At 62.1% G+C, this 24,834-nt stretch carries 27 protein-coding genes, 1 tRNA gene and 1 pseudogene; 17 read left to right on the forward strand and 12 right to left on the reverse strand.

Annotation, left to right across the window (positions count from 1 at the left end; translation table 11 throughout):
• The first annotated feature begins 7 nt into the window (after nt 1-7).
• The 5 genes from groL to BRAGE_RS0142730 all read left to right on the forward strand — a co-directional run bounded on the left by groL (nt 8) and on the right by BRAGE_RS0142730 (nt 4,863).
• Nucleotides 8-1,630, forward strand: coding sequence for a chaperonin GroEL (groL, locus tag BRAGE_RS0142695; RefSeq protein ID WP_027562102.1), 1,623 nt, complete (start codon nt 8-10; stop codon nt 1,628-1,630).
• A gap of 197 nt (nt 1,631-1,827) precedes the next feature.
• The gene (locus BRAGE_RS51150; protein ID WP_051378326.1) at nt 1,828-2,160 is read left to right on the forward strand and encodes a hypothetical protein; all 333 of its coding nucleotides are present in this window, start codon (nt 1,828-1,830) and stop codon (nt 2,158-2,160) included.
• A 535-nt stretch (nt 2,161-2,695) separates the two neighbouring features.
• Nucleotides 2,696-3,154 (forward strand): Hsp20 family protein, encoded by a 459-nt coding sequence (locus BRAGE_RS0142715; RefSeq protein ID WP_027562103.1) that lies wholly within the window; start codon nt 2,696-2,698, stop codon nt 3,152-3,154.
• Nucleotides 3,155-3,295: 141 nt separating this feature from the next.
• Complete coding sequence (locus BRAGE_RS0142720; RefSeq protein WP_027562104.1) at nt 3,296-3,631, forward strand: hypothetical protein; 336 nt, start codon at nt 3,296-3,298, stop codon at nt 3,629-3,631.
• Nucleotides 3,632-3,765: 134 nt separating this feature from the next.
• Nucleotides 3,766-4,863, forward strand: a complete 1,098-nt coding sequence (locus BRAGE_RS0142730) for a trypsin-like peptidase domain-containing protein (RefSeq protein ID WP_027562105.1) — start codon at nt 3,766-3,768, stop codon at nt 4,861-4,863.
• 88 nt (nt 4,864-4,951) lie between these two features.
• On the opposite strand, the gene greA is transcribed toward BRAGE_RS0142730, so the two are convergent.
• A complete protein-coding gene (gene greA / locus BRAGE_RS0142735) occupies nt 4,952-5,431 on the reverse strand; it encodes a transcription elongation factor GreA (protein WP_027562106.1) in 480 nt (159 codons plus the stop codon).
• A 314-nt stretch (nt 5,432-5,745) separates the two neighbouring features.
• Here greA and BRAGE_RS51160 point away from each other — a divergent pair, with 314 nt between their 5' ends.
• Nucleotides 5,746-5,928, forward strand: a complete 183-nt coding sequence (locus tag BRAGE_RS51160; protein ID WP_035730668.1) for a hypothetical protein — start codon at nt 5,746-5,748, stop codon at nt 5,926-5,928.
• Nucleotides 5,929-5,953: 25 nt separating this feature from the next.
• Nucleotides 5,954-6,169 (forward strand): hypothetical protein, encoded by a 216-nt coding sequence (locus BRAGE_RS51165; protein WP_051378328.1) that lies wholly within the window; start codon nt 5,954-5,956, stop codon nt 6,167-6,169.
• A gap of 93 nt (nt 6,170-6,262) precedes the next feature.
• Here BRAGE_RS51165 and BRAGE_RS0142750 read toward each other — a convergent pair whose 3' ends face one another.
• The gene (locus BRAGE_RS0142750; RefSeq protein ID WP_283808076.1) at nt 6,263-6,901 is read right to left on the reverse strand and encodes a MarC family protein; all 639 of its coding nucleotides are present in this window, start codon (nt 6,899-6,901) and stop codon (nt 6,263-6,265) included.
• Between the two features lie 37 nt (nt 6,902-6,938).
• Between BRAGE_RS0142750 and BRAGE_RS55490 the strand changes: the two genes are divergently transcribed.
• From BRAGE_RS55490 to BRAGE_RS0142760, 3 genes are all read left to right on the forward strand, one after another.
• On the forward strand, nt 6,939-7,205 hold the full coding sequence (locus BRAGE_RS55490) for a hypothetical protein (protein ID WP_141263367.1): 267 nt from the start codon (nt 6,939-6,941) through the stop codon (nt 7,203-7,205).
• Between the two features lie 82 nt (nt 7,206-7,287).
• Nucleotides 7,288-8,706 carry an ATPase domain-containing protein gene (locus BRAGE_RS51170; RefSeq protein WP_231164154.1) on the forward strand — a complete coding sequence of 473 codons (1,419 nt, stop codon included), beginning with the start codon at nt 7,288-7,290 and terminating at the stop codon, nt 8,704-8,706.
• A complete protein-coding gene (locus BRAGE_RS0142760; RefSeq protein ID WP_027562109.1) occupies nt 8,693-10,372 on the forward strand; it encodes a response regulator in 1,680 nt (559 codons plus the stop codon). Before BRAGE_RS51170 ends, BRAGE_RS0142760 begins: the two co-directional genes overlap by 14 nt.
• A gap of 47 nt (nt 10,373-10,419) precedes the next feature.
• Here the strand turns inward: BRAGE_RS0142760 and BRAGE_RS0142765 are convergent, their stop codons facing one another.
• The 4 genes from BRAGE_RS0142765 to BRAGE_RS0142780 form a co-directional block, all read right to left on the reverse strand.
• Complete coding sequence (locus BRAGE_RS0142765) at nt 10,420-10,614, reverse strand: hypothetical protein (RefSeq protein WP_027562110.1); 195 nt, start codon at nt 10,612-10,614, stop codon at nt 10,420-10,422.
• A gap of 74 nt (nt 10,615-10,688) precedes the next feature.
• Nucleotides 10,689-11,186, reverse strand: coding sequence for an Hsp20/alpha crystallin family protein (locus BRAGE_RS0142770; RefSeq protein ID WP_027562111.1), 498 nt, complete (start codon nt 11,184-11,186; stop codon nt 10,689-10,691).
• Nucleotides 11,187-11,267: 81 nt separating this feature from the next.
• Nucleotides 11,268-11,726, reverse strand: a complete 459-nt coding sequence (locus BRAGE_RS0142775; protein ID WP_027562112.1) for an Hsp20 family protein — start codon at nt 11,724-11,726, stop codon at nt 11,268-11,270.
• 1,307 nt (nt 11,727-13,033) lie between these two features.
• A tRNA-Leu gene (locus BRAGE_RS0142780) sits at nt 13,034-13,118 on the reverse strand.
• A gap of 158 nt (nt 13,119-13,276) precedes the next feature.
• On the opposite strand from BRAGE_RS0142780, the gene BRAGE_RS0142785 reads away from it, so the two are divergent.
• Nucleotides 13,277-13,819: a disulfide bond formation protein B gene (locus tag BRAGE_RS0142785; RefSeq protein WP_027562113.1), complete on the forward strand. Its 543-nt coding sequence runs from the start codon at nt 13,277-13,279 to the stop codon at nt 13,817-13,819.
• 146 nt (nt 13,820-13,965) lie between these two features.
• On the opposite strand, the gene BRAGE_RS0142790 is transcribed toward BRAGE_RS0142785, so the two are convergent.
• Both BRAGE_RS0142790 and BRAGE_RS0142795 read right to left on the reverse strand, forming a co-directional pair.
• Nucleotides 13,966-15,051, reverse strand: coding sequence for an AbrB family transcriptional regulator (locus BRAGE_RS0142790; RefSeq protein ID WP_027562114.1), 1,086 nt, complete (start codon nt 15,049-15,051; stop codon nt 13,966-13,968).
• Between the two features lie 101 nt (nt 15,052-15,152).
• A complete protein-coding gene (locus BRAGE_RS0142795) occupies nt 15,153-15,422 on the reverse strand; it encodes a PsiF family protein (protein ID WP_027562115.1) in 270 nt (89 codons plus the stop codon).
• 213 nt (nt 15,423-15,635) lie between these two features.
• On the opposite strand from BRAGE_RS0142795, the gene BRAGE_RS0142800 reads away from it, so the two are divergent.
• Nucleotides 15,636-16,124: a hypothetical protein gene (locus BRAGE_RS0142800; RefSeq protein ID WP_027562116.1), complete on the forward strand. Its 489-nt coding sequence runs from the start codon at nt 15,636-15,638 to the stop codon at nt 16,122-16,124.
• A gap of 64 nt (nt 16,125-16,188) precedes the next feature.
• Here BRAGE_RS0142800 and BRAGE_RS0142805 read toward each other — a convergent pair whose 3' ends face one another.
• The gene (locus tag BRAGE_RS0142805) at nt 16,189-16,737 is read right to left on the reverse strand and encodes a TetR/AcrR family transcriptional regulator (protein WP_027562117.1); all 549 of its coding nucleotides are present in this window, start codon (nt 16,735-16,737) and stop codon (nt 16,189-16,191) included.
• Nucleotides 16,738-16,855: 118 nt separating this feature from the next.
• On the opposite strand from BRAGE_RS0142805, the gene BRAGE_RS0142810 reads away from it, so the two are divergent.
• From BRAGE_RS0142810 to BRAGE_RS0142820, 3 genes are all read left to right on the forward strand, one after another.
• A complete protein-coding gene (locus BRAGE_RS0142810; protein WP_027562118.1) occupies nt 16,856-17,284 on the forward strand; it encodes an acyl-CoA thioesterase in 429 nt (142 codons plus the stop codon).
• 3 nt (nt 17,285-17,287) lie between these two features.
• Nucleotides 17,288-17,737 (forward strand): PaaI family thioesterase, encoded by a 450-nt coding sequence (locus tag BRAGE_RS0142815; protein WP_027562119.1) that lies wholly within the window; start codon nt 17,288-17,290, stop codon nt 17,735-17,737.
• A gap of 223 nt (nt 17,738-17,960) precedes the next feature.
• Nucleotides 17,961-18,620 (forward strand): DsbA family protein, encoded by a 660-nt coding sequence (locus BRAGE_RS0142820; protein WP_027562120.1) that lies wholly within the window; start codon nt 17,961-17,963, stop codon nt 18,618-18,620.
• Between the two features lie 95 nt (nt 18,621-18,715).
• Here BRAGE_RS0142820 and BRAGE_RS0142825 read toward each other — a convergent pair whose 3' ends face one another.
• From BRAGE_RS0142825 to BRAGE_RS0142835, 3 genes and pseudogenes are all read right to left on the reverse strand, one after another.
• Nucleotides 18,716-18,922, reverse strand: a complete 207-nt coding sequence (locus BRAGE_RS0142825; protein ID WP_027562121.1) for a hypothetical protein — start codon at nt 18,920-18,922, stop codon at nt 18,716-18,718.
• Between the two features lie 83 nt (nt 18,923-19,005).
• Nucleotides 19,006-20,075, reverse strand: a pseudogene (locus BRAGE_RS51175) (phospholipase).
• A gap of 22 nt (nt 20,076-20,097) precedes the next feature.
• A complete protein-coding gene (locus tag BRAGE_RS0142835) occupies nt 20,098-21,069 on the reverse strand; it encodes a S1C family serine protease (protein WP_027562122.1) in 972 nt (323 codons plus the stop codon).
• Nucleotides 21,070-21,353: 284 nt separating this feature from the next.
• Here BRAGE_RS0142835 and BRAGE_RS0142840 point away from each other — a divergent pair, with 284 nt between their 5' ends.
• A complete protein-coding gene (locus BRAGE_RS0142840; protein WP_027562123.1) occupies nt 21,354-22,772 on the forward strand; it encodes a M20 family metallopeptidase in 1,419 nt (472 codons plus the stop codon).
• Between the two features lie 262 nt (nt 22,773-23,034).
• A complete protein-coding gene (locus BRAGE_RS0142845; RefSeq protein ID WP_027562124.1) occupies nt 23,035-24,825 on the forward strand; it encodes a peptide ABC transporter substrate-binding protein in 1,791 nt (596 codons plus the stop codon).
• Nucleotides 24,826-24,834: the final 9 nt, after the last annotated feature.

Raw genomic sequence — 24,834 nt, forward strand, 5'->3', positions numbered from 1 at the left:
GATCAAAATGGCTGCTAAGGACGTGAAGTTCGCAACCGAGGCCCGAGAGCGCATGCTGCGGGGCGTCGACACACTGGCAAACGCGGTGAAGGTCACACTCGGTCCGAAGGGGCGCAACGTCGTGATCGAGAAATCGTTCGGTGCGCCGCGCATCACCAAAGATGGCGTGACCGTCGCCAAAGAGATCGAACTGGAGGACAAGTTCGAGAACATGGGTGCGCAGATGGTGCGCGAGGTCGCCTCGAAGACGAGCGATGCCGCCGGTGACGGCACCACAACGGCGACCGTGCTTGCCCAGGCCATCTTCAAGGAAGGCAGCAAGTCCGTCGCCGCCGGCATGAACCCGATGGACCTGAAGCGGGGCATTGATCTGGCTGTCGAGGCCATCGTCACCGATCTGAAATCCCACGCCAAGAAAATCACCGCCAATGACGAGATCGCCCAGGTCGGCACAATCTCCGCCAATGGTGATACCGAGATCGGCCGCTTCCTGGCCGACGCCATGAACAAGGTCGGTAATGAAGGCGTGATCACCGTCGAGGAGGCCAAGAGCCTGCACACCGAGCTCGAAGTGGTCGAGGGCATGCAGTTCGACCGCGGCTACATCTCGCCCTACTTCGTCACGAACCCCGAGAAGATGCGCGTCGAACTCGAGGATCCCTACGTTCTGATTCACGAGAAGAAGCTGTCCGGCTTGCAGACCATGCTGCCGCTGTTGGAGCAGGTCGTCCAGTCCGGTAAGCCGCTCCTGATCATCGCGGAGGACATCGAAGGTGAAGCGCTTGCGACATTGGTCGTCAACAGACTGCGCGGCGGACTGAAGGTCGCGGCCGTCAAGGCGCCGGGCTTCGGCGACCGTCGCAAGGCCATGCTGGAGGACATCGCGATCCTGACCGGCGGCAATGTCATCAGCGAGGACCTCGGCATCAAGCTGGAAAAGGTCACAGTGAAGATGCTCGGGCGCGCCAAGAAGGTGGTCATCGATAAGGACAATACCACCATCGTCGGAGGCGCGGGCGCCAAGAAGGATATCGAGGCGCGCGCCCAGCAAATCAGGCTCCAAATCGAGGAAACGACATCCGACTACGATCGCGAAAAGCTGCAAGAGCGCCTCGCCAAGCTTGCCGGAGGCGTCGCGGTGATCCGTGTCGGAGGTGCGACGGAGGTCGAAGTCAAGGAACGCAAAGACCGTGTTGACGATGCGATGCATGCTACGCGCGCGGCGGTGGAGGAAGGCATTCTCCCCGGAGGCGGGGTAGCCCTTTTGCGTGCCCTCAAAGCGCTTGACGGCATCAAGACCGCCGACGCGGACCAGAAGGCAGGCATTGACATTGTTCGCCGCGCCATCCAGGTGCCGGCTCGGCAGATCGTGCAGAACGCCGGCGAGGATGGTTCATTGGTCGTCGGCAAGCTCCTGGAGCACCAGAGCTACAATTGGGGCTTCAACGCGGCGACTGGCGAGTACGAGGACTTGGTGAAAGCCGGTGTGATCGATCCCGCCAAGGTCGTCCGCACCGCCTTGCAGGACGCCGCGTCGGTCGCATCGCTGCTGATCACGACTGAGGCACTCGTGGCCGAGAAGCCGAAGAAGGCTGAACCAACTCCGGCCGCTCCCGCCATGGACTTCTGAACGAGAGAGCCCGGCCGATCAAGGCCGGGCTCCACCGATGAGAGGAGAGAAGACCGCTTCCAAAGATGGAGTGTCCCATGAACAAGTCTAATCGTCGTCGGCTCAGGATGAGGCAGGACGCGATCCACTGGTTCATGTTCTACCTGAGCTTTGTCACCATTGCCTGGATCTGTTTTCGAACGATGGGAGGAGTATAGATGCTGAGCCATCACCATACGTTCTCCGCCCGGACGGAGACCAACCGCAATCTGCGGCGACGGCTGCTCGCTCTAGTATTGGGCAGCGCAATGTCCCTGACCGCCTACGGTGCTTACGGCGTGGAAAGCCCGCGGGGAGCCGAGGCCACACAGGGTGCGTTCGCTGGACTGCCACTGCCGCCAATCCCGTATCTCGACACGATGCCGTGGCTGAAGTGGCAGCCTGCGGCGGCAACGATGAAGATCGACATCTTGCTGCCGCCGACCTCCGCGCCGACGGGTATTTGGCCGCAGCCGACGCCCTATCCCGCCGGACTGGCGGCAGCAAGCTGAATGTCAGTGAGCGGCCCGCGAAGGCCGCTCACTACCTTATGCAAGGTCATCGAGAGCGAGCGACAATCATGCTTGACGCGAATTCGGCGTAGGTATTCCGTGCGCGGGAGCTCCGATGCAGCCTCAAGCACAGCAGTCGAGCTTGGCGTCCGCGACTTCCTCATCCGAGGCTGTCAGAAGGTGATCGGTCACTACGAGCGCCTGCTCTCAACTGCAAGGAGCGAGCAAGAGCACCAGCTCTATCAAGCCCGGATTGAGCGAGAGGAGCGAGTGATGGATGTCCTACGCCAGGCCGCTCACCCGGATCGCTTGGCCGCGTAGTCGCTGAGCCACCAGGCGAGCCTCGTGCAGAAAAATGCGCATGACCCTCTTGAATTCACGAGCGTCAATTCTAGTTCGTTTCTCGACCGCAACTGCGGTGTGTCGAGCGCCAGGCCGGGCTCGGCACGAGGCGCTGGACCGGGGTGTTCGACGATAATCGAAACTCCGATCCTGCCTTGCTTCGTATCCATATTGCTCTTTGGAGGACTTGGCTATGAGGACACTTGATTTCGCACCACTTTGGCGCACCACGGTCGGCTTCGATCATCTGGCTGACCTCGTCGACGGCATGTCGCGCCAGCCGACGGAGGACAACTACCCGCCGTACAATATCGAGCGGTCCGGCGAGGACCACTATCGAATCACGCTGGCGGTGGCAGGCTTCGGCGCCAACGATATCTCCGTGACGGCCGAACAGAATGCTCTCACGATCGAGGGCAGGAAGTCCGATGGTGCTGCGCGCGAGTATCTGTATCAAGGTATTTCGGCGCGACCGTTCCGGAGAGTCTTCAGTCTGGCCGACTACGTTCAGGTGAAGCAGGCATCCTTCCAGGACGGCCTCTTGGTCATTGATCTCGTTCGAGAGATTCCAGAAGCGATGAAGCCGCGCAAGATCCAGATCGGAAGTGGAGCTGCTACTTCATCGCAGATTGATCACAAAAAGGCCGCTTAGTAGCCTCGATCCATGGACGGGCGATTCTCAACGGAGGTCTCTCTGTCCTATCTCATCTCAACATGGGTGGCGACACCGACTGCGCCGCCACCCAAATCGCGAGCACCATCCCTTGGAAAGGAGTGAATAGGGAGGCGAGCCATGACTAACGTAAACATCGACGGCGGTGGGCTTCACCCATTCTTCCACCCCGCCGCTCACTACGTTTCTCCGGCGGAAGTCCTGAACGACAAGGAGCTCTCGACGCCTGAGAAGCGGATCATCCTGTCCTCGTGGGCGTCGGACATGTACGCCGTGGAATCCTGTCCCGTCCTGCGGGAGGTCCCCGGAACGGACCACACTGTGAAGTTGGCCGACATACTGGCAGCGTTGCGGCAGCTCGACGGAGACGGCGATGATGATCCGCCCCGTGGCGGTGGCGTCCCCATGCGGCTGCGGCGGCCCTGGGCCGCCGCACAGCGGAGGTCCCTGCGATGATCACAGACGCTGTCCTGGGCATCGTGCTGCTCGGCCATGCCGCGGCGTTCTGGGCAATTCCGATCGTAGCATTGCGTAGCATTGCAATGGGCGATTTTGCCGCTGCCTGGTGATCCCATGCAAGGGTGATTGAAATGTCAGGACAACGAACAATATTGGCGTGGCTTCTGTTTGTTGTGCTCTCCGCGTCTCATCCGGCAGTAGCTCAAGTGCCGGACCTGAAGACGGGTGGTTCTGTGCCAACATTGGCGCCGGTGGTTCGACAGGTGACGCCCGCTGTTGTGAATATTTCCGTGCAAGGCCGTGTCCGTGAGGACAATCCGCTCTATCGGGACCCGTTCTTTCGTGAGTTTTTCGACATTCCCAAGCAGGTCGAAAAGGAAATTAATTCGACCGGTTCGGGAGTCATCGTCGATGCCAAGCGCGGCTATGTGTTGACCAATAATCACGTTGTCGAAGGCGCTTCAGTCGTTCAGATAACGACCAAGGATGGCCGGCAGCTATCTGCGAAGGTAATCGGGCGCGACGCGCCGACTGACGTCGCAGTGCTGCAGATCCCAAACCCTGCCGGCCTTCAGGGGCTTCCTTTCGCCGACAGTGATGCGCTTGAAGTCGGGGATTTCGTGCTTGCGATCGGAAATCCCTTCGGACTCGGCCAGACCGTTACGTCCGGGCTCGTCAGTGCGCTGGGTCGGACTGGCTTGAGCAAGGAAGGCTACGAGGACTTCATCCAGACCGACGCTGCGATCAATCCGGGAAATTCCGGCGGCGCATTGGTGAATCTTCGTGGCGAGTTGGTCGGCATTAACTCTGCGATCATTTCGCCCGGCGCAGGGAATGTCGGGATCGGCTTTGCAATTCCCGCGAATATGGCCCGGCTCGTTATGGAGCAGATCGTAGATAGAGGATACGTTGAGCGTGGCCGCATTGGCGTTTCACTGCGCGAGATCCAACCGTCGACGAATCCTCGCCGCAACGAAGGGGCAGTGATCGCGGAGGTCGCGCCAGACTCTCCGGCTGAAAAGGCGGGCTTGCGCAAGGACGATATCGTGGTCATGGCAGATGACCGTCCGATCCGCACCGCGTCACAACTTCGGAACAAAATTGGCCTTGCACGCATCGGTCAGGATGTGAAGCTTACCATCGTGCGGGGCGGCCAAACCAGTTCCGCAGTCGTGAAAGTAGCTCCGCCCGTCCAGGCAAGCAGCACATCCACTCGTCTGTTGCGTTGATGCAAACGGGTTCAAGACAACGGCTTCGCACCGACGGGTATCTGCCGGTCATGCAAGACCATTTGCTATTAAGACTATTCTTCTGCCCTTAGGGAAGCCATCTAACTTGCTCAATCTTGTAACTCTTCTCGCCTCCTGGAGTCTCGACGGCTACGACTGCGCCTTGGGACCTGCTTATCAACGCCCGTGCGAGAGGTGAGCTGACTGAAATTTTGCCTCTGGCCGCATCAGCCTCCGGCTCGCCGACGATACGGCAAATTCGCTCCTCGCCCGTATCCTGATCCGTCAGCGTGACCGTCGCGCCGAATTTGACGATTTCGCCGGAGAGCTTCGAGACATCGATGACCTCTGCGCGTGCAAGTTTGGTTTCCAACTCGGCTATGCGAGCCTCGTTGAGGCCTTGCTCGGTCAACGCGGCCTGATACTCCGAATTCTCAACAAGATTAGGTTCGTCCGCGATCGCGTGCTGAATACGCTCGGCAAGATGGGGCCGCGTAATTCGTGTGCGGTTGGCTAATTCGTTCTGAAGAGCCGCATAACCGGCCGCGGTCATAGGGAGAGTTGGCATCGCATTCGCTACCGGGTTTCCTAAGAGCGCTGCCGAGAGCTGAGAACGGCCGCGCTGTTATCCGCCGGCCGACGCGAACTCGGTGCTATTCGGTTGGCAACTATGCTGAACATCGCCTGTTCCAAGGAGCGCCTGTGCCACGGCGATCGTCCCTGCGCTGGAAGGATTGCTCCATAGCGATCCCTCTTAGCGTCGGAGGAACTGACCTTCCGGTCGTGAGTTTTGCGCGTGTCCAGAGCGGACTCTGGCACGCTCCCGGCCGAGCGCCTCGGAGTGTTCGCTGCATTGCGACAATGAAGATAAGGTGTCGATCAATGTACCAGCATCCCGAACTCACACCTTTGATGACGAGCGTGGCAATGCTCCTGACGCGAAAGCAGCACCTGATCAGCCGCCTGGAAGAAGAGCCAGGTCCAAGAGAGCGCGAGGAGATCGAACGTCTTCTCGAAAAAATAGATGCCGAACTGGACGCGGTTGATAGCCCCGATAAGCTTTGAGAACCGCGGAAGGGAGGGGCGATCTATGCCGATCGAGCCGGATTCCGACTTGGGCGGTGCCGAATCGCTGATTCGCCAGGATTTCGAGCAATGCCATCCCGGCGAGACTCTTGACGATCTCAAACGGCGAGCCTCCTTTTCCAGGGAGGACAGAGGTTTGTTGCGAGATTGGATGGCGATTGCGGCGAGCCGTGCAGCGGCTGAGCGGGCCAAGAGGAGCGACTTCAACTCGGTGGCGTAGTCCCGAGCGCGTCTTCTCGAGATGAGGGATTGATTTCGATCGCCAGCGTTCTTGGCCAAGACTTGCCCTAATAACAATAAAATTAGGATGGTTCTACCGGCTCACCAAGCCAGGCAGTTGGCCCTTGATCCCCGTCATGATGAAATTCACGGCGATTGCCGCGATGATGAGAGCCATCACACGGGTCATAATGTTGATGCCGGTTCGGCCCAAGAAGCGTTCGATCGCAGCAGCCATCCACAATGTCAAACCGATTAAGGAGGTCGCGAGAACGGCTGCAGCCGCCAAGAAGGCCTTGCCAAGCCATCCCGGGTTATCGTTCGAGAGGGTGATCATGATGCTCAACTCGGCCGGCCCCACCAGCAAGGGAAACGCAAATGGCGTGATGGCCAGACCATGTATGTCGACCTCGCTATAGTTCGCCTCGTCGGCGCGAGGAATGAACTTTCCATATTGTGCCTGAAACATCTCGAACGCGATCACCAGAACGAGCAGCCCACCCGCGATCCGGAAGTCATCGAGCCCCACATTGAAGAAGGCCAAGATCTCCTTCCCGAACATCGCAGACCCAACAAAGAAAACGGCTACCGCCCCGCAGGCCAAAACGATGATCCGGTGGGTCTTCACCGCGCCGGCGCGCCCGGTCATTGCCAGGAAAACCGGGATGGCTCCGACCGGGTTCGTCAGGGCATAAAGAAGCATGATGGTGCCGACAAATTGATTCCAAGCCACAGTCTTCCGAGTCCCTTTGGCCCGCCGAGCAGCTGTCGTGCTCAGAGATTTTCCGTGGGAACCGGGTAACTCCAACCTCTACTTCGGGTTCCGGCCGCGCCAGTTTCAGCGGCTTGACAGAGCGCCGGAAATTCGTACGAAAATACGCTTCAGGAAGATGTTTGCAGCCATGGTGCCTGCTCAAGGGCTTGGCCCTGTCTTCGCGAAAACCACGCCAATCACATCCAGCCATGCCAGCCGGGCGGAGCGTCGCCTGCTGGTCGGCGCGCGCTTGGACATCCGGAAGACAAATGAACATTTCTGAAGGCAGCACCAAAACGCAGGCAATCTCTACGGGCATCGCCGGCTTCGATGGCATTCTCAATGGCGGATAGGCATCGCACCGCGTGCACTTGATCGAGGGCCAGCCGGGAACCGGCAAGACCACCCTGGCCCTGCAGTTTCTTCTCGACGGCGCGTCCAAGGGGGAGCGCTGTCTGTACATCACGCTCTCCGAAAGTAAGGACGAGCTGCGGCAAGTAGCCGAAACCCACGGCTGGGATCTCGATGGGATTGAGATCTTTGAGCTCGTCCCGGCAGAACTCAGCCTCGACCCCAAGCAGCAACAGACCGTCGTCTATGCCTCTGACCTTGAGCTTGGCGAAACGACGAAAATGACCTTCGACGAGGTGAGGCGGGTTGCACCTAAGCGGGTCGTTTTCGATAGCCTCTCCGAAATTAGGCTCCTCGCGCAAAATCCGCTGCGATACCGCCGGCAGGTCATTGCTCTGAAGCATTTCCTGGCCCAGGAGGGCTGCACCGGGTTGTTTCTGGACGACCTTACCGATCAGGCCGACGATCTCAATCTGCACAGTCTCGTCCATGCCGTCGTCAGGCTTGAGCACAATGCGCTGCAATATGGTGCGGAGCGCCGCAGGCTGCGTATCTTCAAGATGAGGGGGCGCAGCTTCCGTGGTGGCTTCCATGATTTCGTCATCCGTAAGGGCGGAATAGTTCTGTTCCCGCGTCTGATTGCGTCCGAGCACGTCGACGGCATGCCACCCGCAGAACCGCTTCTGAGCGGGATCAGCGAGCTGGATCAACTGCTGGGTAGTGGTCTGGACCGCGGCACGAGTACCCTGCTCATGGGGCCGTCCGGCTCCGGCAAATCATCCATCGCCATGCAGTTCGTCATGGCGGCGCTCGCTCGTGGTGAGCGCGCTCTCTTTGTGACCTTTGATGAGACCAAAGCAATCCTGATGAAACGTGCAGCCGGCATGGGCTGGTACTTGGATCAGCCGATCGCATCGGGGCAGTTGGTGCTCGAGCAAGTCGATCCCGCAGAGCTTTCCCCCGGAGAACTCACTGGGATGGTTCGCCGGCGGGTCGAGACGGACAATGTCCGGGTCGTGGTGCTGGACAGCTTAAGCGGATATCAGAACGCCATGCCTGCCGAGCAGTTCATGCTGCTCCTCATGCACGAAATGCTGACCTATCTGAACCACCGCGGTGTCGTGACCATCCTGACCCTTGCGCAGCACGGCCTTGTCGGGTCGATGCAATCAAGCGTCGACCTCACCTATCTGAGCGACGCGGTCTTGCTGTTGCGCTTCTTCGAAGCTGCTGGAAAAATCCGCCGCGCGATCTCGGTCCTGAAGAAACGCACCGGACGCCACGAAGACGAGATTAGAGAGTACCGGCTAGATAACCGTGGTATTCGCGTCGGGCCGCCGCTGGCGGAATTCCAGGGCGTCTTGTCGGGGTCCCCGATCTACACCGGCCAGCACGGCGCGCTACTTACGGCAGCTACCAATGGACGGTCGTGAGAAGGGCCAAAGCGGCCCGGTACTCGTCCTGGCGCCGTTTGGCCGTGACGCCAGGGTGGTTTGTTCGGCTCTGCGCGACGTCGGCATTCAGGCGTTAGAGCAGTCGAGTCTTTCCGAACTGGTGTGCAGCTTGAGTGATGCTGCCGCCGCCGTCATTGCAGAGGAAGCGCTCGTTCACGAGCATCGTGGCGCCTTGGCCGATTGGAGCGCCAATCAGCCGCCAGGGTCGGATTTTCCTTTCGTGCTGCTAACGCTGAGAACCGGCAACAATGGCCCGGCTCTTACCGAACTCATCGATCTGCTTGGACACGTCACGGTCCTCGAGCGACCATTGGCCGCCACCTCTCTCACGAGTGCGGTGCTCGCAGCAGTGCGCGGTCGCAGGCGGCAGCGACAGGCTGAACAGTATCTGAGGCAATTGAAGCAGCTGGCCGACACGCTCGAGCGGCGTGTTGAAGAGCGGACACAGCAGCTCTCGGAAGCGAACAGGCGGCTGAGAGACGAAATGGTGGAACGAGAGCGCACTGAAGTCGCGCTGCGTCAGGCACAGAAAATGGAGGCAGTCGGGCAATTGACAGGCGGGATTGCACACGACTTCAACAATCTCTTGATGGCGATCATCGGCAATCTTGAGCTGATTGCCCGCCGAGTGGAGGACGAACGCATTCAGCGGTATGTCCGGAACGCGATGCATGGAGCGCAGCGCGGGGCCAAGCTCGTCGGACAGCTGCTGACATTCTCCCGTAAGCAGCGTCTCGCGCCGGAGCCGGTGGACGTCAATCAGCTCGTGGGCACCGTTGCAGAAATGTTGTCCAGAACCTTGGGCGCCTCTATTCGGGTTGACGTACTCACGCACAAGGACCTTTGGCCTGCATTGGTCGACGCGACGCAACTGGAGCTGATGTTGCTCAACCTCGCGATCAACGCGCGGGACGCGATGCCCGAGGGTGGCCTTCTTACGATAGAGACAGACGTTCTCCACGGCGTCCCGGAGGATCTGCAGACTGAGCTCAAGCCAGGTGAGTATGTCTCGATCGCAGTGAAACACACCGGCACCGGAATGCCTCCGGAAGTCCTGGCCCGAGCCTTCGATCCATTCTTCACGACCAAGGAGCCCGGTAAAGGAACGGGACTCGGATTGTCGCAGGTCTACGGATTTGCCCGCCAGTCCGGCGGGACCGCGAAAATTGACAGTCAGGTTGGGCGGGGAACGGTTGTGCGGATCCTCTTGCCTCGATCGACCGATGTACTTGTGGGACGCGAAGATCGGCAATTGAGTACTCCACCTGTAGGCGCAAGGGAGCACATCCTTGTTGTGGACGATGACGCCAGCGTGCTCGAAACGACCCGGAGCATGCTTGACGATCTCGGGTACCAGGCGATCGCGGCTGACAATCTGGATGCTGCGCTGGCAACCCTTTCGCATCAAGCCATCGATTTGGCGATTATCGACCTCGCGATGCCTGGCGTCTCAGGGCTGGACGTCGGGCTTGAACTTCAACGGCAGCAGCCCGGCCTGCCGGTCGTGTACTGCAGCGGCTATCCAGATCTCATCGAAGAAACCGGCAAACGTATGAACGGCAGTATGCTCCTCAGCAAGCCCTTTTCCTCGCGGGAACTCTCAGCTAAGATCGAAGCGATGCTACACACAAAAGCCAGCCAATAGTCTGCTCAAGCCGGGCGCATGCGAACGCAACTTAGCTCCGCTCGCTCTCAGTCGAGACCGGTCCGCACCATCGCGCGAGCCAACTCAAGTTCGCTGATCGCTTGGCGCAGCGATCGACGGGCTCCGTCCTTATCCCCATTCGCACAGGCCACTTTCAATTCCTTGATGTGCTGAGCCGCGATCTCCGCATGTGCAACGACATCCGAAGCGCCTGCAAAACTGGATTTCCGCTTTGTGTCCATGGTCGGGCACATCCCCCGGGACGGTTGCTCTAGTAGAAGCACGACGGGAGCGGAGGCCGCTCCCGTCGATTTTGTCATTTCGAGTTGATCGCGATGCGCTTTACCTTGGATTCTGCTTGCGGCAGCTTTGGCATAGTGACAGTCAGCACGCCGTTCTTGAACGCAGCAGAGATCTTGTCCTGGTCCACGTCCTCGATCGGGATGCGCCGCTCAAATCTGCCGTAGTACCGCTCGCTGAACCGGCGATCCTTGTCTTCCGTCTCAGTCTTCTTCTCTCCCTTGATCGAGAGAACCCCGTTGGCGAGTTCGATCTGGACGTCTTTCTCGTCGAGACCTGGCAACTCCGCCGTGACTTTCACGTCCTTGTCACTCTCGTCGACCTCGATGCTCGGCCAATTCATCGACTGCTCGAGAAAGCGGCTGCCAAATGGCGCGACATCGAAGCCGCGGAAGACATCGTCGAATAGCCGGTTCATCTCCCGGTGCAGGGTTAGAACCGGATTGTAGTTGTCGGAGCGACGGGTGGTCAGATCACCACCGCGGCCCCAGGGGATCAGATCAGTGATAGCCATAGAGCTTCTCCTTTTCTTTTGGTCCAAAGCTTCGCGACGCCGCGAAGCCACGCCGCAAAAATCGATTCCACGCAGGCGGTGTCATGCCGCTTGCTTGTTCTCACCTTGGTGGTGATCATCACGTGTGCCGATCGCAATCTGGCGCGGCTTCATCGCCTCGGGAACCTCCTGAACCAGATCGATCTTAAGCATGCCATTCTCGAACGAGGCGCCCTTCACTTGCACGTACTCGGCCAGATTGAAGGTCCGTCGGAACGGGCGCGAAGAGATGCCTTGATAGAGATATTGATGGCTGCCCTTTTCGGCCTTGCGACCCTCGACGGTCAGCGTGTTCTGCTCGGCGGTGATGGAGACCTCGTCAGGCGTGAAGCCGGCAAGAGCCAGCGAGATTTGGTAGTGGTCCTCACAGACACGTTCGATGTCGTAGGGCGGGTAATTGTCCCCGCCGGTCCATCGGCCGGAGTCGTCCTCGAGAAGGTCAAACAGACGATCGAACCCGATCGTCGATCGCCACAGGGGGGCAAGATCAAGCGTGGTCATAGCCATATCCTCCTTTGAGCAACATGGATAAGAGCACCTCGGACACCTGCCGGGTGCCCGCTGACCGGGCCCTGTACCAGGCGCCCGATCGTGCCGTGCAATTGCTGCGCGGCTACCCATGAAATTAGAAGGGTGTCGTATCGTTTCAAGGCCTTCCAGGCACTTGCGAAAATTGCGGTGTCGCACCCATGTCTTTGTTGGGTCCGGCTGAGACGAATCTGGAAGGGGTTCCTATCGTCCTGCTGCGCCTCGGCCGGTCCCTCGAACCTTACCTGAAGTGAGAGTGACCATGGCCCAAGCAGCGCCCCACGATGTGATCGAGCCAGCGCTTCTGGAATCCTTTCCTGCGAGTGATCCGCCGTGCTTCGCCGCGCTCGGTGTCAACATCGGATCTCCTAGCCGGTTTGGTATCTCGCGCGCGGAGCCCCTTGAGCTTAGCCCCCGGCCCTCGGCTGCAGGGCGGGCGGGGCGGAAGGTGACCGCCGCTGATCGCCCTGCTGACGGACAGCCATTCTCAAGCCGACGTTCCATTATAGCAGCGGCTGCTGCCTTCGCGGAACGGTTTGAGGTTCATAGCGCTGCCGCGCGCCGGCATGGCCATGCTGGCGGCGCCCAGGCCTAATGTTGGACGAGTAATGTCCCGAATTGGAAATGCGGAGGACCGAATGAATATCGCGTGTCGGAAAATTCGCACCTTCGATTGGGCCATTCGCAAGATTGGCGCCGGCGACTAGTGGCGCAGGAACGCAGCTGAGGGACTTCTGACCAGGGGGACACGGCCCACTGTGCATTGGCGGTGGGCAAGACATCGCCGCGATTTTCGAACGGATGTAGATTGCCGCTGACATACCATGAGAAATCATTAGACAACATTGATGGTGAACGTCGACTGCAGGCGACATCTTTCAAATGGCGGCAGGTCAGCTCAAGCGCTTTGATGTCGACGGTCCGCCGATCCGCGGTCTATCCGCCAATCCGGCATCTATCGCCGAAGGTTCGCCTCTTCATCGATGCGGGCGGTCTGTCGCTCATGTCGAACGTCGCGCGGCTGCAGTCGAGATTAGTAAGATCTGCTGTGGGTTGGCACCGACGGCGCCATCATTCGTGGGTCACCTGCTCGATTCCGTTGTTCGGATATCAAAATTCGCCGCGGCGCGTTGGCTTGGCGATACCAGCAAAAATACCAGCAGAGTGGACCGCTGCAGTTGGCTTTTGCTTGGATTTTCAACTCATCGCGACCGTTTTTCGAGGAAGTGCGGAATCGAACCAGCGGCTTAAGTTATTGTTATCATTAATATTTCTTTCCGTGGTGCCCCTGGCCGGAATCGAACCAGCACTCCTTGCGGAACTCGATTTTGAGTCGAGCGCGTCTACCAGTTCCGCCACAGGGGCCCTCGGTCGGCCCCTCCAGGGAGGGCGTCGCGAAGCCGGCGGACTATAGCCATGGACAAAGCGAGGTCAACCCGCGCCAAAGTGATCCCGGCCGTTCTCGACAGCCGCATGGGCCGGGGTTACAGCCTTCAAACGCGACCCATCGAGAAGAGGCTGCCGTGACGACCCAGAGTGCCGCAATAGCTGCGTTCAGGCAGAACAGCGCCGGTCCCGCGCTGACCGCCTCGGTGCTGGTCACCTTGATCGCGACGGCGACCATCGCAGGCGCCTGGTTCTTCCAGCTCGTGCTGGAAATCCTGCCCTGTCCGCTGTGCCTGGAGCAGCGCTACGCCTACTACCTCGCGATCCCGCTCGGCGCGCTGACGGCGCTTGCGGCGCGGAGCGGTGCGCCGCGGCCGCTGCTGCTCGCGGGGCTCGCCATTCTCGCGCTGGCGACGCTCGCCAATGCCGGGCTCGCCACCTACCACTCCGGCGTCGAATGGGGATTTTGGCAGGGACCGACCGACTGCTCCGGTCCGGTGGTCAATCTCGGCAGCGCCGCCGATCTGCTGTCGAAGCTCGACACCGTGAAGGTGGTGCGCTGCGACGAAGTGCAGTGGCGTTTCCTCGGCCTTTCGCTCGCCGGCTACAACGTGCTGATCTCGCTCTTGATGGCTGCGATCGCCGCATGGGGATTTGTGCGGACGGCGACGCGCGCGTAGCCGCCGTAGTCATAGCTGCCGTAGGGTGGGCAAAGCGAAGCGTGCCCACGATCTCCCAGCGATACGGAGTAAAATGGTGGGCACGGCGCTAACGCGCCTTTGCCCACCCTACGAGAGCTGTGCTCCGCTACGTGAGCTGTGCCCCGTCAATCATCCACATCGTCCTGCGTGCGGCCGAACAGGTGCACGATGCCCGGGGTCGCGATCGTGACGAACACGAAGCGCGAGAGGTGATGGGCGCCGACGAAGATCGGGTCGATGTGCAGGGTGAGCGCCAGCGCCAGCATCGCGTCCATCGCGCCCGGCGCGAAGGCGACGACGACGTCCGAGAACTTCACCTGCGTGGTGAGCGCGACGATGCCGACGAAGATCGCGGAGACGGCGATCGCGACGGCAAACGAGCCGAGCGCCGCGTTGATGTGGCCGGCCAGCGTCTTGATCCGCATCCGCGCGAAGCGGCTGCCGATCAGCGCGCCGATGCCGATCAGCGCCACCCCGCGCACCCAGTTCGGCAGGCCGCCCTCGACCCAGCCCGCGCCATGCAGCACGCTGGAGGCGATCATCGCGCCGAACATCCAGCTCGCCGGAAACTTGATCAGCCGCAACAAAAGCGCGGCGGCCAGCGAGGCTGCGACCAGCTCAACGAGGTCGAGCGGCGAGGCGATCGTCGTCGTCAGTGTCGGTGCGGCGGAGGGCGCGACGCCCGCGATCGCCAGCACCATCGGCAGTGCCGCGGTGAGGATGATGACGCGCATGGTCTGCACCACGGCGATGCCCGGCAGGTCGGCGCCGCGCTCGACCGCCAAAATCGTGATCTGCGACAGCGCGCCGGGGCTGCCGGCGAGGAAGGCCGAGGTGCGGTCCCAGCCATGGATGCGCTGGAGGTAATAACTCGAGCCGAAGGTCGAGCAGAAGGTGGCGAGCGCGAGCAGACCGATGGTGAAGGGATAGGCACTGACCTGCTGGATCAGATGGCGCGAGACCACGGAGCCGAGCGAGATGCCGAGCAGCACGAGGACCGTTTGGGTCAGGATCGGCGGCAGGGACAGCTGGCGGCCGGCGATCGCCGCGATGCCGACCGCGATCATCGAGCCCGAGATCAGCCCGCCGGGAAGGCCGGCGAGCAGAAACACGAGGCCGCCGGCGGTGCCGATGACGAGCGTCTCCACCGTGCTCAAGAGCTTGGCACGGCTCGGCCATTCGAACGGCAGGGAGGTGGTGATTTGCTTCACGCCACCTTATCGCAAATCAGCGGGAGGCGCACAATTGCAGGCTCGTCATGCCGCAATGCGCGCGTCTCCCACCGGTGTTCGCGAGCCGTATTGTGACGGATTTACTTCTTGTCGGCGGCGGGGGCGGCGGTGCCGGCCTTCGCGGTCTTGATGCATTCGGAGCGGAATTTCTTGCGCTCCTTGCCGTGCAGGCCCTTGGCGTCGGCCTGCTTGGAGCATTCCAGCGACTCGGCCGAGTGCTCCTTCGGCGCCTTCTTGTCGGTGGTGGTGGCTTCGGCTTTGGCGGCCGGCGCGGCGGTCTGTGCGAACGCGGTGCCGGAAGCGAGCAGGGAGGCGAGAGCGACGACGGCGAGGCGGGTCGTGAAGGTCATGGTGTTGCACTCTTCTTGCGAGAATGGCGAAGGGCTGCGAACGTCGGCTCGTGTTGCTGAACGCGACATGAATAATTTGAACGGCGTCATCACTATATTTTGGCGGCCGGCGCCATCGCTTCCTTGTCGCAAGCGGGCGGCACGCTAGGATAGCAATGTTCGTTTCGCTTCCCCAGGGAACGACCAAGGGAAGACCAAGGAGGAGATCCAGGGATGACCAATCAATCGAAATTTCTGTGTGCGATTGCGGTGTCGGGCTTTGCCGTTCTGGCGGCGGGCGCGCCGGCGCAGGCGCTGACCTCGCAGGAGTGCAGCGCGAAATATCAGGCCGCCAAGAAGGACGGCTCGCTCGGCACCATGAAGTGGAATGACTTCCGCAAGGCCCAGTGCGGCGCGGACGCGACCCCCGCCGCCGCGCCGACCGCAGCCGCTCCGGCAGCGCCCGCCGCTCCCGCCGAGCCGAAGCAGGCGAAGAAGGAAGCCGCTCCCGCCGCGCCGACCCTGCCGGCGGGACCTGCGATCTATCCGAATGCGGTCGATCCGAAATACTCCAAGGAGACCGCCGGCAAGGCGCGCCTGCACACCTGCGTCGACCAGTACAATGCCAACAAGGCCACCAACGGCAATGGCGGCATGAAGTGGATCGAGAAGGGCGGCGGCTATTACAGCGAATGCAACAAGAAGCTGAAGGGCGCCGCCTGAGCTTCGAATTGATGCGATGGCCGGAGCAACGCTCCGGCCATTTTGCTTGGGCCTTCTGCCGCGCCTAATCGAGCAGCTTCTCCGCCGATTTCGCCACCAGCTGCGACCGCTTGCGCGGGCCGCGCTCGACGAACAAGAGGCTCTGGCCGAAGATGAAGCAGTAGAACAGGAAGGCCTGCGCCTCGGCCTCTTCAGTCGCAAGGCCGGTCGCGCGATAGAGCTCGGCGACGTGCTTCAGCCGCACCGCATCGACGCTCGCCACCGCCGCCGCCGCATTCTCGTCCGAGCGGGCCCATTGCCGGATCGCGAGCTCGATCGCCATGCCCTCCGGATTGACCCGCTCCGAATAGAGCTGGATCACCGCCTTCAGCCGCTCGCGCGGCGCCTCGCCGTCGAGGCTGGTCTGCTGCGCGATCGAGGCTGCGCGTCCCTCGCGCCAGCGTTCCAGCATGAGATCGAGCAGCGCGGCGCGATCGGCGAAGCGGCGGTAGAAGCCGCCCTTGGTGACGCCGAGATTCTTGGCGAGCACCTCGACCCTGACACCCTCGACCCCCGAGCGGGCGAGCTCGGCAAACCCTGCCTCGGCCCAGACGTCGCCCTTGCCATCGCTCATGAAATCAGCCTCACCGGTTCTTGATACGGTGCCGTATTGCTAACGCGACGGAGCCCTGATACGCTACCGTATCAATCAGCCAAAAAGGCGGAAAGAAAACGGGCAGGGAGACATTGCGATGGAGCAGGAGGCGACCTATCGCGGCACGGTGTATCCGTGGCAATGCGACCACGTCGGCCACATGAACATCATGTGGTATGTCGGCAAGTTCGACGAGGCCAACTGGAATCTGTTCGCCCGTCTCGGGCTGACGCCGAGCTACCTGCGCTCCTCCGGCCGCGGCATGGCCGCCGTGCAGCAGAACATCACCTACAAGCGCGAGCTGCTCGCCGGCGACATCGTCGAGATCCGCAGCCACTTGCTCGAGGTCCGCGACAAGTCGATCCGCTTCCGGCATGACATGACGAATGCCGAGACCGGCGAGATCGCCGCAACTTGCGAGATCACGGGTGTGCACATGGACCGCCGCCAGCGCAAATCAGCGCCGTTCGAGGATGTGATCCGCGAGGTCGCATTGCGGCATCTCGCCGAGCCGGCCGAGGTCTGAGCCATGACCGCATTCGAGCCGAGAAATCCGGGCTATCGCGCAGCGACCATTGCCATGTTCGAGGGCCAGCCGGCGATGCACACGCTCGGCATCGCGATCGTACGTCTCGCGCCGGGCGAGGTCGAGCTGGCAATGCTGCACGCGCCGGCTTTGACGCAGCAGAACGGTTTTATCCATGCCGGCATCCTCACCGCGGGCCTCGACAATGCCTGCGGCGTTGCCGCCTTCACCCTGATGCCGTCCGAGGCGGATATCCTGACCGTCGAGTTCAAGACCACGCTGCTCGCGCCCGCCCGCGGTGCGCGCTTCGTCTTCAAGGCCGAGGTGGTCAAGCCCGGCCGCACGCTGACCTTCTGCGAGGCCAAAGCCTTTGCCGAGCACGAGGGCAAGACCACGCTGATCGCCACCATGACCGGGACCTTGATGGCGATGCTGCCGCGCGTGGCGGCCTAAAGAGCGATGAGATCAGGATGAATCGTCATCGCGCTTTAGGTAATTGTTTGAGCATGATCTTTACGTAAAACCGCTGCGCACTTTTCCGGATCATGCTCTAGTGCCGGACACGATTTGCGCATGGCGCGGCGATGACATCGCGCCCGCGGCGTTCTATATGACCCGTAACAATTCCCGGTCCCGGGGCGTATTGTTGCGGGATGGGACCGAAACGGGACGAGATATGACTGGATTTGGCAAGAAGGGCCTCGTGGCGACGCGGCGCACCGCGTTGACGCTGATCGGGGCGGGCGCCCTTGCAGCGGGCGGGATCACCTCGGCGCTGGCGGCTGCCGACGATGACGAGGTCCTGACCGAAACCAAGGTGCTGCGCGATCCCGAGACGCCGGTCGCCGGCAATCCCGACGGCAACATCACCATCGTCGAATGGTCCGACTACAATTGTCCCTATTGCCGCAAGCTCGAGCCCGAGCTGCGCCAGGTGGTCCAGGACGACGGCAAGGTGCGACTGGTGATGAAGGACTGGCCGATCCTCGGGCCGGTCTCGGTCACCGCGGCGCGTATCGCGCTCGCGGCGAAATTCCAGGACAAGTATCACAAGGCGCATGACGCCATGATGGGCGTCAGCTCCCGCCTGACCGAGCCGCGCATCAACGAGCTGCTGGCCGCCGCCGGCGTCGACATGGACCGCCTCAAGCGCGATCTCACCGACCACGCCAAGGACATCGACGCCATCCTCAAGCGCAACAACGAGCAGGCGGAAGCTTTCGGTTTCCGCGGCACGCCGTCGTTCATCGTCGGCAAGTACCGCGTGCCCGGCGTGCTTAGCATGAACGAGTTCGAGCAGGTCATTGCCGACGCCCGCAAGGCCAAGATGAACTGAGCCGGCGTATCGATCGCAGCCAACGCAAAGGCGCCGCCGCGGACCCGCGACGGCGCCTTGTTCATATTTGGAAGGTCGAGATGACTTCGCCGAAACTACTTCGACGAGATTCGGACCCAGTCCTTGTGCGCGCGATCACGCAGCGCGTCCCAATCGGCCTTCGCGACGTCCCAGTTCACGATGGTGCGGTTGGTGGCCGCGACCTCGCCGTTGGCGACCGAGGACGTCTGCATGGAGTCATAGGCATAGACGCCGCACGCGAGCAGCAGCGCGCCCAGGATCATTCCAAAAAAAGTCTGCATTTTGCGAACCTCCGGTGACGGGCGATAACGTCGGCCCGGAGTGATGGTTCCGCGGCGATGCGGCGCATGTAAGGAGAGATCGTTCATCCTCCATTCAGCCACTCCACCAGCTCCGCATTGATCTCGCGCGGATAGGTGTGGCTGAGATCATCGATCTCGCGATAGCTGACATGGGCGCCCGCCGCCGAGAGCGCAGCTTGCGTCTGGCGGGCCGTCTGCACCGGAAACATCCAGTCGAGCTTGCCGTGGGTGATGAAGATGGCAAGCCTTGCAGGCGCGCGGCATCCGCCATCTCCGCCATCAGCGGATGGAACGTCGCTGACACCGGCGCGAGATGCGTGAAGGGCGAAGCGCCATCGAGGCCGGTGACGTAGCAGAAGGTGCCGCCGTCGCTCATGCCGGTCAGCAGCAGGCGCGAGGCATCGATGCTCCAGCGGCTGCGTACGGTCTCGAGGATGCGCATCAGGTTCGGCGTGTCGGAATCGTCGCCCATCAGCGCCCAGGTCGGGCCGGTCGCGGTCGGTGCCACCAGGATCGCGCCGAGGCTGCGCGCGTCGCGCAGCCAGCTCCAGAGAAAACCGCGGCCGTTGCCGCTGCCGCCATGCAGCGCCATCACCAGCGGTATGGCCCGATCAGGCGTGCAGTATTCGGGCACATAGACCGAGAAGCCGCCGCGGCTGCCGGGCTCGTTATGATCGTGGAAGATGCCGATGTCGTCGCCCGCGCCGCCTTCGAGCCGCGACAGCAGATCGCCATTCTCGCGATTGGCGGTGTTGAGGAAGAAGCTGCTCACCGGCGGAAACTGCGCCGCCAGCGGATACAGCGCCTCCAGCGCGCGCGGGACGTGGCGCAGCGCGCGGAAGACCGCGACGAGATCGCCATTGCCACGCTCGACATCGCGGATTCCGGCAAAGGCGGCGAGCGTCTCGTTGCAGGCGCGATCGAGCCGCTCGCGCAGCCCGGCGAACTGCTCGGGCCATTCTCCGATCGCACCGTGTGCCGTTTGCAGCGCCTCGTCCGGCGTGCCGATCGCATTCATCACCGACGCGAAGGCCGGCGGATGCAAATGCCGCTGGAAGAAGCCGAGTGCTTCAAGCGCATTGAGCAGCGGCGGCAGCGCGGCCACGATGTCGTCGATCACGGCCTCGCTCATCAAAGCGCCCTCAAGCGTGGGATCAATGCAGCTTCGGCGCCTTCAGGAGCTTGAAGCGGTCGGTCGAGGTCACGGTGACGTCGAAGGTGACGCCTTCATGATGCACGGTGAGCGGTACATCGACGCCGGCGGCGCCGAGCGCCCACATCTTCTTGTAGAAGCCGGTCTGGCTCCTGACCTTCTCGCCGTCGACGGCGAGGATGACGTCACCGGTCTTGAGCTCGGCGCGCGCGGCCGGGCCGTTGGCGGAGATCCCGATCACCACCACGCGGTTGTCGATCTCGGTCGAGTAGAGCCCGAGCCACGGCCGTGCCGGTTTGTTGACACGGCCGAACTTGCGTAAGTCCTCGAGGATCGGTTTCAAGAGATCGATCGGAACGATCATATTGACGTGCTCGGCCTTGCCCTCGCGCTCGCGTTCGAGCTGGAGCGAGCCGATGCCGATCAATTCGCCGCGCTCGTTGAGCAGCGCCGTGCCGCCCCAGTTCGGGTGCGCGGGATAGGTGAAGACGGCCTCGTCCAGCAGATATTCCCAATAGCCGGCGAATTCCTGCTTGGCGACGATCTGACTGGCGACCGAGCGCGTGCGCCCGCCGGCGCCGCCGACCACGACGCGGTCGCCGATGCGGGTGTCGGCCGAGCTGCCGAGCGGCAGGGGCTCGATATCGAGCTTGCCGAGCGCCTGCACGAGGCCGAAGCCGGTGACGGTATCGAAGCCGAGTACATGCCCTTCGACGACGCGCCCGTCGGCAAGATGCAGCCACACCGATTCCGCCTCGGTGATGAGATAGCCGATGGTCAGCACCAACCCGTCGTCGATCACGACGCCGTTGCCGGCGCGTTCGGTGCCCAATGTTTCGGCGCTGAAAGCGTCCGGCGGGATGATGGCGTGCAGGCCGACGACGGAGCCGAGCGTGCGGTCGAGATCGAAACCGTAATCGCTCGCACGCGGCTGGTTGGCCGGCGGCACTCTCCATTCGGTTAGAACGGCCATGGAGGTCTCCTGATCTGCGAGCGCGGTCCCGTCGCCGCCAAGCGAGGGCGCGCGAAGTACCGGTAATCTAGGCCGACGATGGTCATCTTAAAAGACTTGACCTCAACTATTCCGGAAAACGCGGCGTGAATTCTTCGAAAGGCACGGAAACACGGCTTGCACGCGACCGGTGGTGCGCTCCGGCACCGGCCGCATGGCTGCTGTCCGACGAGGTGCTAGGCGGCCTGCAATGAAGCTGATAACCATTGCCGCTTCGTTTGACCAAGGGATCACGGACCGAAGCAATGGACAACCGCAGCGACATCTGGCGTGGCATCGACACGATCAAGGGGCGTTTCATCGACCTCAGCGACAAGGTCTGGGGCATGCCCGAAGTCTGCTACACCGAGGCGCGGTCCGCCGCCGAGCATCTCGCCGAGCTGCGTCACCAGGGTTTCCGCATCACCGAGAACGTTGCGGGCATTCCGACCGCGCTGATGGGCGAATGGGGCGAGGGCGGTCCCGTCATCGCCTTCATGGGCGAATATGACGCGCTGCCCGGCCTCAGCCAGGAGGCGGGCGTTGCGGAACACCGTCCGATCGAAACCGGCGGCCATGGTCACGGTTGCGGACATAATCTGCTCGGCTCCGCCGCGCTGCTCGCCGCGACCGCGGTCAAGGACTGGCTCGCCGAGAACAAGGTGCCGGGCCGCGTGCGCTATTACGGCTGCCCGGCGGAAGAGGGCGGCGCGGCCAAGGCCTTCATGGTGCGCTCCGGCGCGTTCGAGGATGCCGACATCGCCATCACCTGGCATCCGCACAGCTTCTGGGAAGTCGCGGTGACGCCGTCGCTCGCAAACACCCGCGCCGACTTCATCTTCACCGGCCGCACCTCGCATGCTGCGGCTTCGCCCCATCTCGGCCGCTCCGCGCTCGATGCGGTGGAATTGATGAATGTCGGTGTGAACTACATGCGCGAACACATGCCGAGCGATGCGCGCGTGCATTACGCGCTGCTCGACACCGGCGGCATCGCGCCCAACGTGGTGCAGGCCCACGCACGCGTGCGCTATTCGATTCGCGCCCGCGATCTGCCCGGCATGAACGAGCTGGTCGGGCGCGTGAACAAGATTGCCCAGGGCGCAGCGCTGATGACCGAGACCAAGGTCGAGATGAAGATCATCTCGGCGGTCTCCAACATCCTGCCGAACGCACCGCTGGAGCAGGCGCTGCATCGGGTGATGGAGGAGCTCGGGCCTCCGCATTTCGACGATACGGACAAGGGCTTTGCCAGCCAGATCCGCGCGACGCTGAGCGACAAGGACATCGCTTCGGTCTATTACGCGATCGGCATGGACCCGACAGATCGGCCGCTGGCCGATTTCCTGGTGCCGCTCGATGCCAAGCGCAACCCGCTTGTCGGCTCGACTGACGTCGGCGATGTGAGCTGGGTGGTGCCGACCGTGCAGGTTCACGCACCGACGGTTGCAATCGGCACCCCGTTCCACACCTGGCAAGTCGTGGCGCAGGGCAAGAGCCCGCACGCGCACAAGGCCATGGTGCAGGCGGCCAAGGCGATGGCGGGCCTCGGCATCAAGGCGTTGACGGAGCCGGAGCTGATCAAGGCCGCGAAAGCGGACCTCACCAAGCGGACCACCAAGACGCCCTATGTCTGCCCGCTGCCGGACCACGTCGCGCCGCCGCTCGATATGTCCGTGGTGTAGAAAATTTCGTCTCGATACTTCGTCTGATCCGGCGAACAAATTTTTCGCAGTGCAACGTGGAATCCGGCGTATTTTGACGCCGGTTTGCCGAACGCCTGGGCTGTGGAACGCAGTTTTGCCCAACAGACAGCCAGAACACCGTTCGCATACACACAGTCGGAGTTGACGCGCAGCCTATTCGGTGTGCCATCTACCGCCAGCCAAACCCGGCGGCCGCTCGCGGTCGCCTGCATCCATACCGGGAACCAGACGGGGGACAACCATGCTGGATAAAGAACTGCGTTCGATGATCGGCGATGTGAAGGACGGGCGGATGGATCGCCGCGCCTTCATCAAGCGCATGGCTGCGGTCGGCCTCACCGCGCCCCTCGCCAACCAGATCCTCGCGCTCGGCGGTGTCGCCATGGCGGAAGGCCCGCAGGTCTACAAGCCGACCAAGCGCGGCGGCGGCGGAGCGCTGAAGCTGCTGTGGTGGCAGGGCCCGACCTTGCTCAATCCGCATTTTGCCACCGGCACCAAGGACCAGGATGGCTCGCGCCTGTTCTATGAGCCGCTCGCCTGCTGGGATCCGGACGGCAACATGAAGCTGGTTCTCGCAGCCGAGATCCCGTCGATCCAGAACGGCGGGCTGGCCGCTGACGGCAAATCGGTAACCTGGAAGCTCAAGCCCGGCGTCAAGTGGCACGACGGAAAGCCGTTCACCGCCGACGACGTCGTGTTCAACTGGGAATATGCCAAGGACCCGGCGACCTCCGCGCTGACGATCGGAACCTATCGCGACATCACCGTCGAGAAGGTGGACGATCTCACGGTCCGGATCCTCTTCAACAAGCCGACGCCGTTCTGGGCCGACGCCTTCGTCGGTGCTCCCAACACCATCATCCCGAAGCATCTTTTCGCCGACTACAAGGGAGCCAAGTCGCGCGAGGCGCCGACCAACCTCTCGCCGGTCGGCACCGGCCCCTACAAGTTCGTCGAGTTCAAGCCGGGCGATCTCGTCCGCGGCCAGCTCAATCCCGATTACCACATGCCGACCCGGCCTTATTTCGACACGGTCGAGATGAAGGGCGGCGGCGACGCCGTCTCGGCGGCGCGCGCGGTGATCCAGACCGGCGAATATGACTTCGGATGGAACATCCAGGTCGAGGACGACGTGCTGCTGCGGTTGGAGAAGGGCGGCAAGGGCAAGACCATCTACGCCGTGGGCGGCGATACCGAGTTCATCGCGCTCAACTTCACCGATCCGAACACCGAGGTCGACGGCGAGCGCTCGTCGATGAAGACCAAGCATCCGCTGCTGTCCGACCCTGCGGTGCGCAAGGCGCTGTCGCTGCTGGTCGATCGCGAGTCCGTCAAAAAGGCGATCTACGGCCGCGCCGGCCGCACCACCGCCAACTTCCTCAACGGTCCCGAGAAGTTCGTTTCCAAGAACACCACCTGGGAGTTCAGCATCGAGAAGGCCTCGAAGCTGCTCGACGATGCCGGCTGGAAGCCCGGCGCGGATGGCATCCGCGAGAAGGACGGCAAGAAGCTGAAGCTTTTGTACCAGACCTCGATCAACGGCCCGCGCCAGAAGACCCAGGCGATCGTCAAGCAGGCCTGCCAGAAGGCCGGCATCGACGTCGAGCTGAAATCGGTTGTCGCGTCCGTGTTCTTCTCCTCCGACGTCGCCAATCCCGATACCTATGCGCATTTCTACGCCGACCTCGAGATGTTCCAGATCCCGCTGAGCCAGCCGGATCCGGCGCAGCACATGCGCCGCTATCTGTCGACCCTTGTCGCTACCAAGGAAAACAAGTGGCAGGGCACGAACTTCCCGCGGTGGGTCAACAAGGACTACGACGCGACCATCGATGCCGCCGAAAGCGAGATGGATCCGGTCAAGCGCGCGGCGCTCTACATCAAGGCCAACGATCTCATGTACCAGGACACCGTGTTCATCCCGGTGCAGCATCGGCTGAAGGTGGAGGCGGCGGCGAACAATCTGCGTCCGATCATCAGCGGATGGGCCAACGAAACCGACAATCTGCACGACTGGTACCGCGAGGAATGATCACGCGCA

Source organism: Bradyrhizobium genosp. SA-4 str. CB756 (genome assembly GCF_000473125.1).
GTDB lineage: Bacteria > Pseudomonadota > Alphaproteobacteria > Rhizobiales > Xanthobacteraceae > Bradyrhizobium > Bradyrhizobium arachidis.

Bases quoted from the DNA above. Each gene is read 5' to 3' on its own strand.
- BRAGE_RS0142800 (WP_027562116.1), top strand. From the start codon at position 15,636: ATGACCAATCAATCGAAATTTCTGTGTGCGATTGCGGTGTCGGGCTTT.
- BRAGE_RS0142825 (WP_027562121.1), bottom strand. From the start codon at position 18,922: ATGCAGACTTTTTTTGGAATGATCCTGGGCGCGCTGCTGCTCGCGTGC.
- BRAGE_RS0142810 (WP_027562118.1), top strand. From the start codon at position 16,856: ATGGAGCAGGAGGCGACCTATCGCGGCACGGTGTATCCGTGGCAATGC.
- BRAGE_RS0142845 (WP_027562124.1), top strand. From the start codon at position 23,035: ATGCTGGATAAAGAACTGCGTTCGATGATCGGCGATGTGAAGGACGGG.
- BRAGE_RS0142805 (WP_027562117.1), bottom strand. From the start codon at position 16,737: ATGAGCGATGGCAAGGGCGACGTCTGGGCCGAGGCAGGGTTTGCCGAG.
- greA (WP_027562106.1), bottom strand. From the start codon at position 5,431: ATGCCAACTCTCCCTATGACCGCGGCCGGTTATGCGGCTCTTCAGAAC.
- BRAGE_RS51150 (WP_051378326.1), top strand. From the start codon at position 1,828: ATGCTGAGCCATCACCATACGTTCTCCGCCCGGACGGAGACCAACCGC.
- BRAGE_RS0142760 (WP_027562109.1), top strand. From the start codon at position 8,693: ATGGACGGTCGTGAGAAGGGCCAAAGCGGCCCGGTACTCGTCCTGGCG.
- BRAGE_RS0142730 (WP_027562105.1), top strand. From the start codon at position 3,766: ATGTCAGGACAACGAACAATATTGGCGTGGCTTCTGTTTGTTGTGCTC.
- BRAGE_RS0142765 (WP_027562110.1), bottom strand. From the start codon at position 10,614: ATGGACACAAAGCGGAAATCCAGTTTTGCAGGCGCTTCGGATGTCGTT.
- BRAGE_RS51160 (WP_035730668.1), top strand. From the start codon at position 5,746: ATGTACCAGCATCCCGAACTCACACCTTTGATGACGAGCGTGGCAATG.
- BRAGE_RS0142795 (WP_027562115.1), bottom strand. From the start codon at position 15,422: ATGACCTTCACGACCCGCCTCGCCGTCGTCGCTCTCGCCTCCCTGCTC.
- BRAGE_RS0142820 (WP_027562120.1), top strand. From the start codon at position 17,961: ATGACTGGATTTGGCAAGAAGGGCCTCGTGGCGACGCGGCGCACCGCG.
- BRAGE_RS0142835 (WP_027562122.1), bottom strand. From the start codon at position 21,069: ATGGCCGTTCTAACCGAATGGAGAGTGCCGCCGGCCAACCAGCCGCGT.
- BRAGE_RS0142770 (WP_027562111.1), bottom strand. From the start codon at position 11,186: ATGGCTATCACTGATCTGATCCCCTGGGGCCGCGGTGGTGATCTGACC.
- groL (WP_027562102.1), top strand. From the start codon at position 8: ATGGCTGCTAAGGACGTGAAGTTCGCAACCGAGGCCCGAGAGCGCATG.
- BRAGE_RS0142720 (WP_027562104.1), top strand. From the start codon at position 3,296: ATGACTAACGTAAACATCGACGGCGGTGGGCTTCACCCATTCTTCCAC.
- BRAGE_RS51165 (WP_051378328.1), top strand. From the start codon at position 5,954: ATGCCGATCGAGCCGGATTCCGACTTGGGCGGTGCCGAATCGCTGATT.
- BRAGE_RS0142815 (WP_027562119.1), top strand. From the start codon at position 17,288: ATGACCGCATTCGAGCCGAGAAATCCGGGCTATCGCGCAGCGACCATT.
- BRAGE_RS0142840 (WP_027562123.1), top strand. From the start codon at position 21,354: ATGGACAACCGCAGCGACATCTGGCGTGGCATCGACACGATCAAGGGG.
- BRAGE_RS0142715 (WP_027562103.1), top strand. From the start codon at position 2,696: ATGAGGACACTTGATTTCGCACCACTTTGGCGCACCACGGTCGGCTTC.
- BRAGE_RS0142775 (WP_027562112.1), bottom strand. From the start codon at position 11,726: ATGACCACGCTTGATCTTGCCCCCCTGTGGCGATCGACGATCGGGTTC.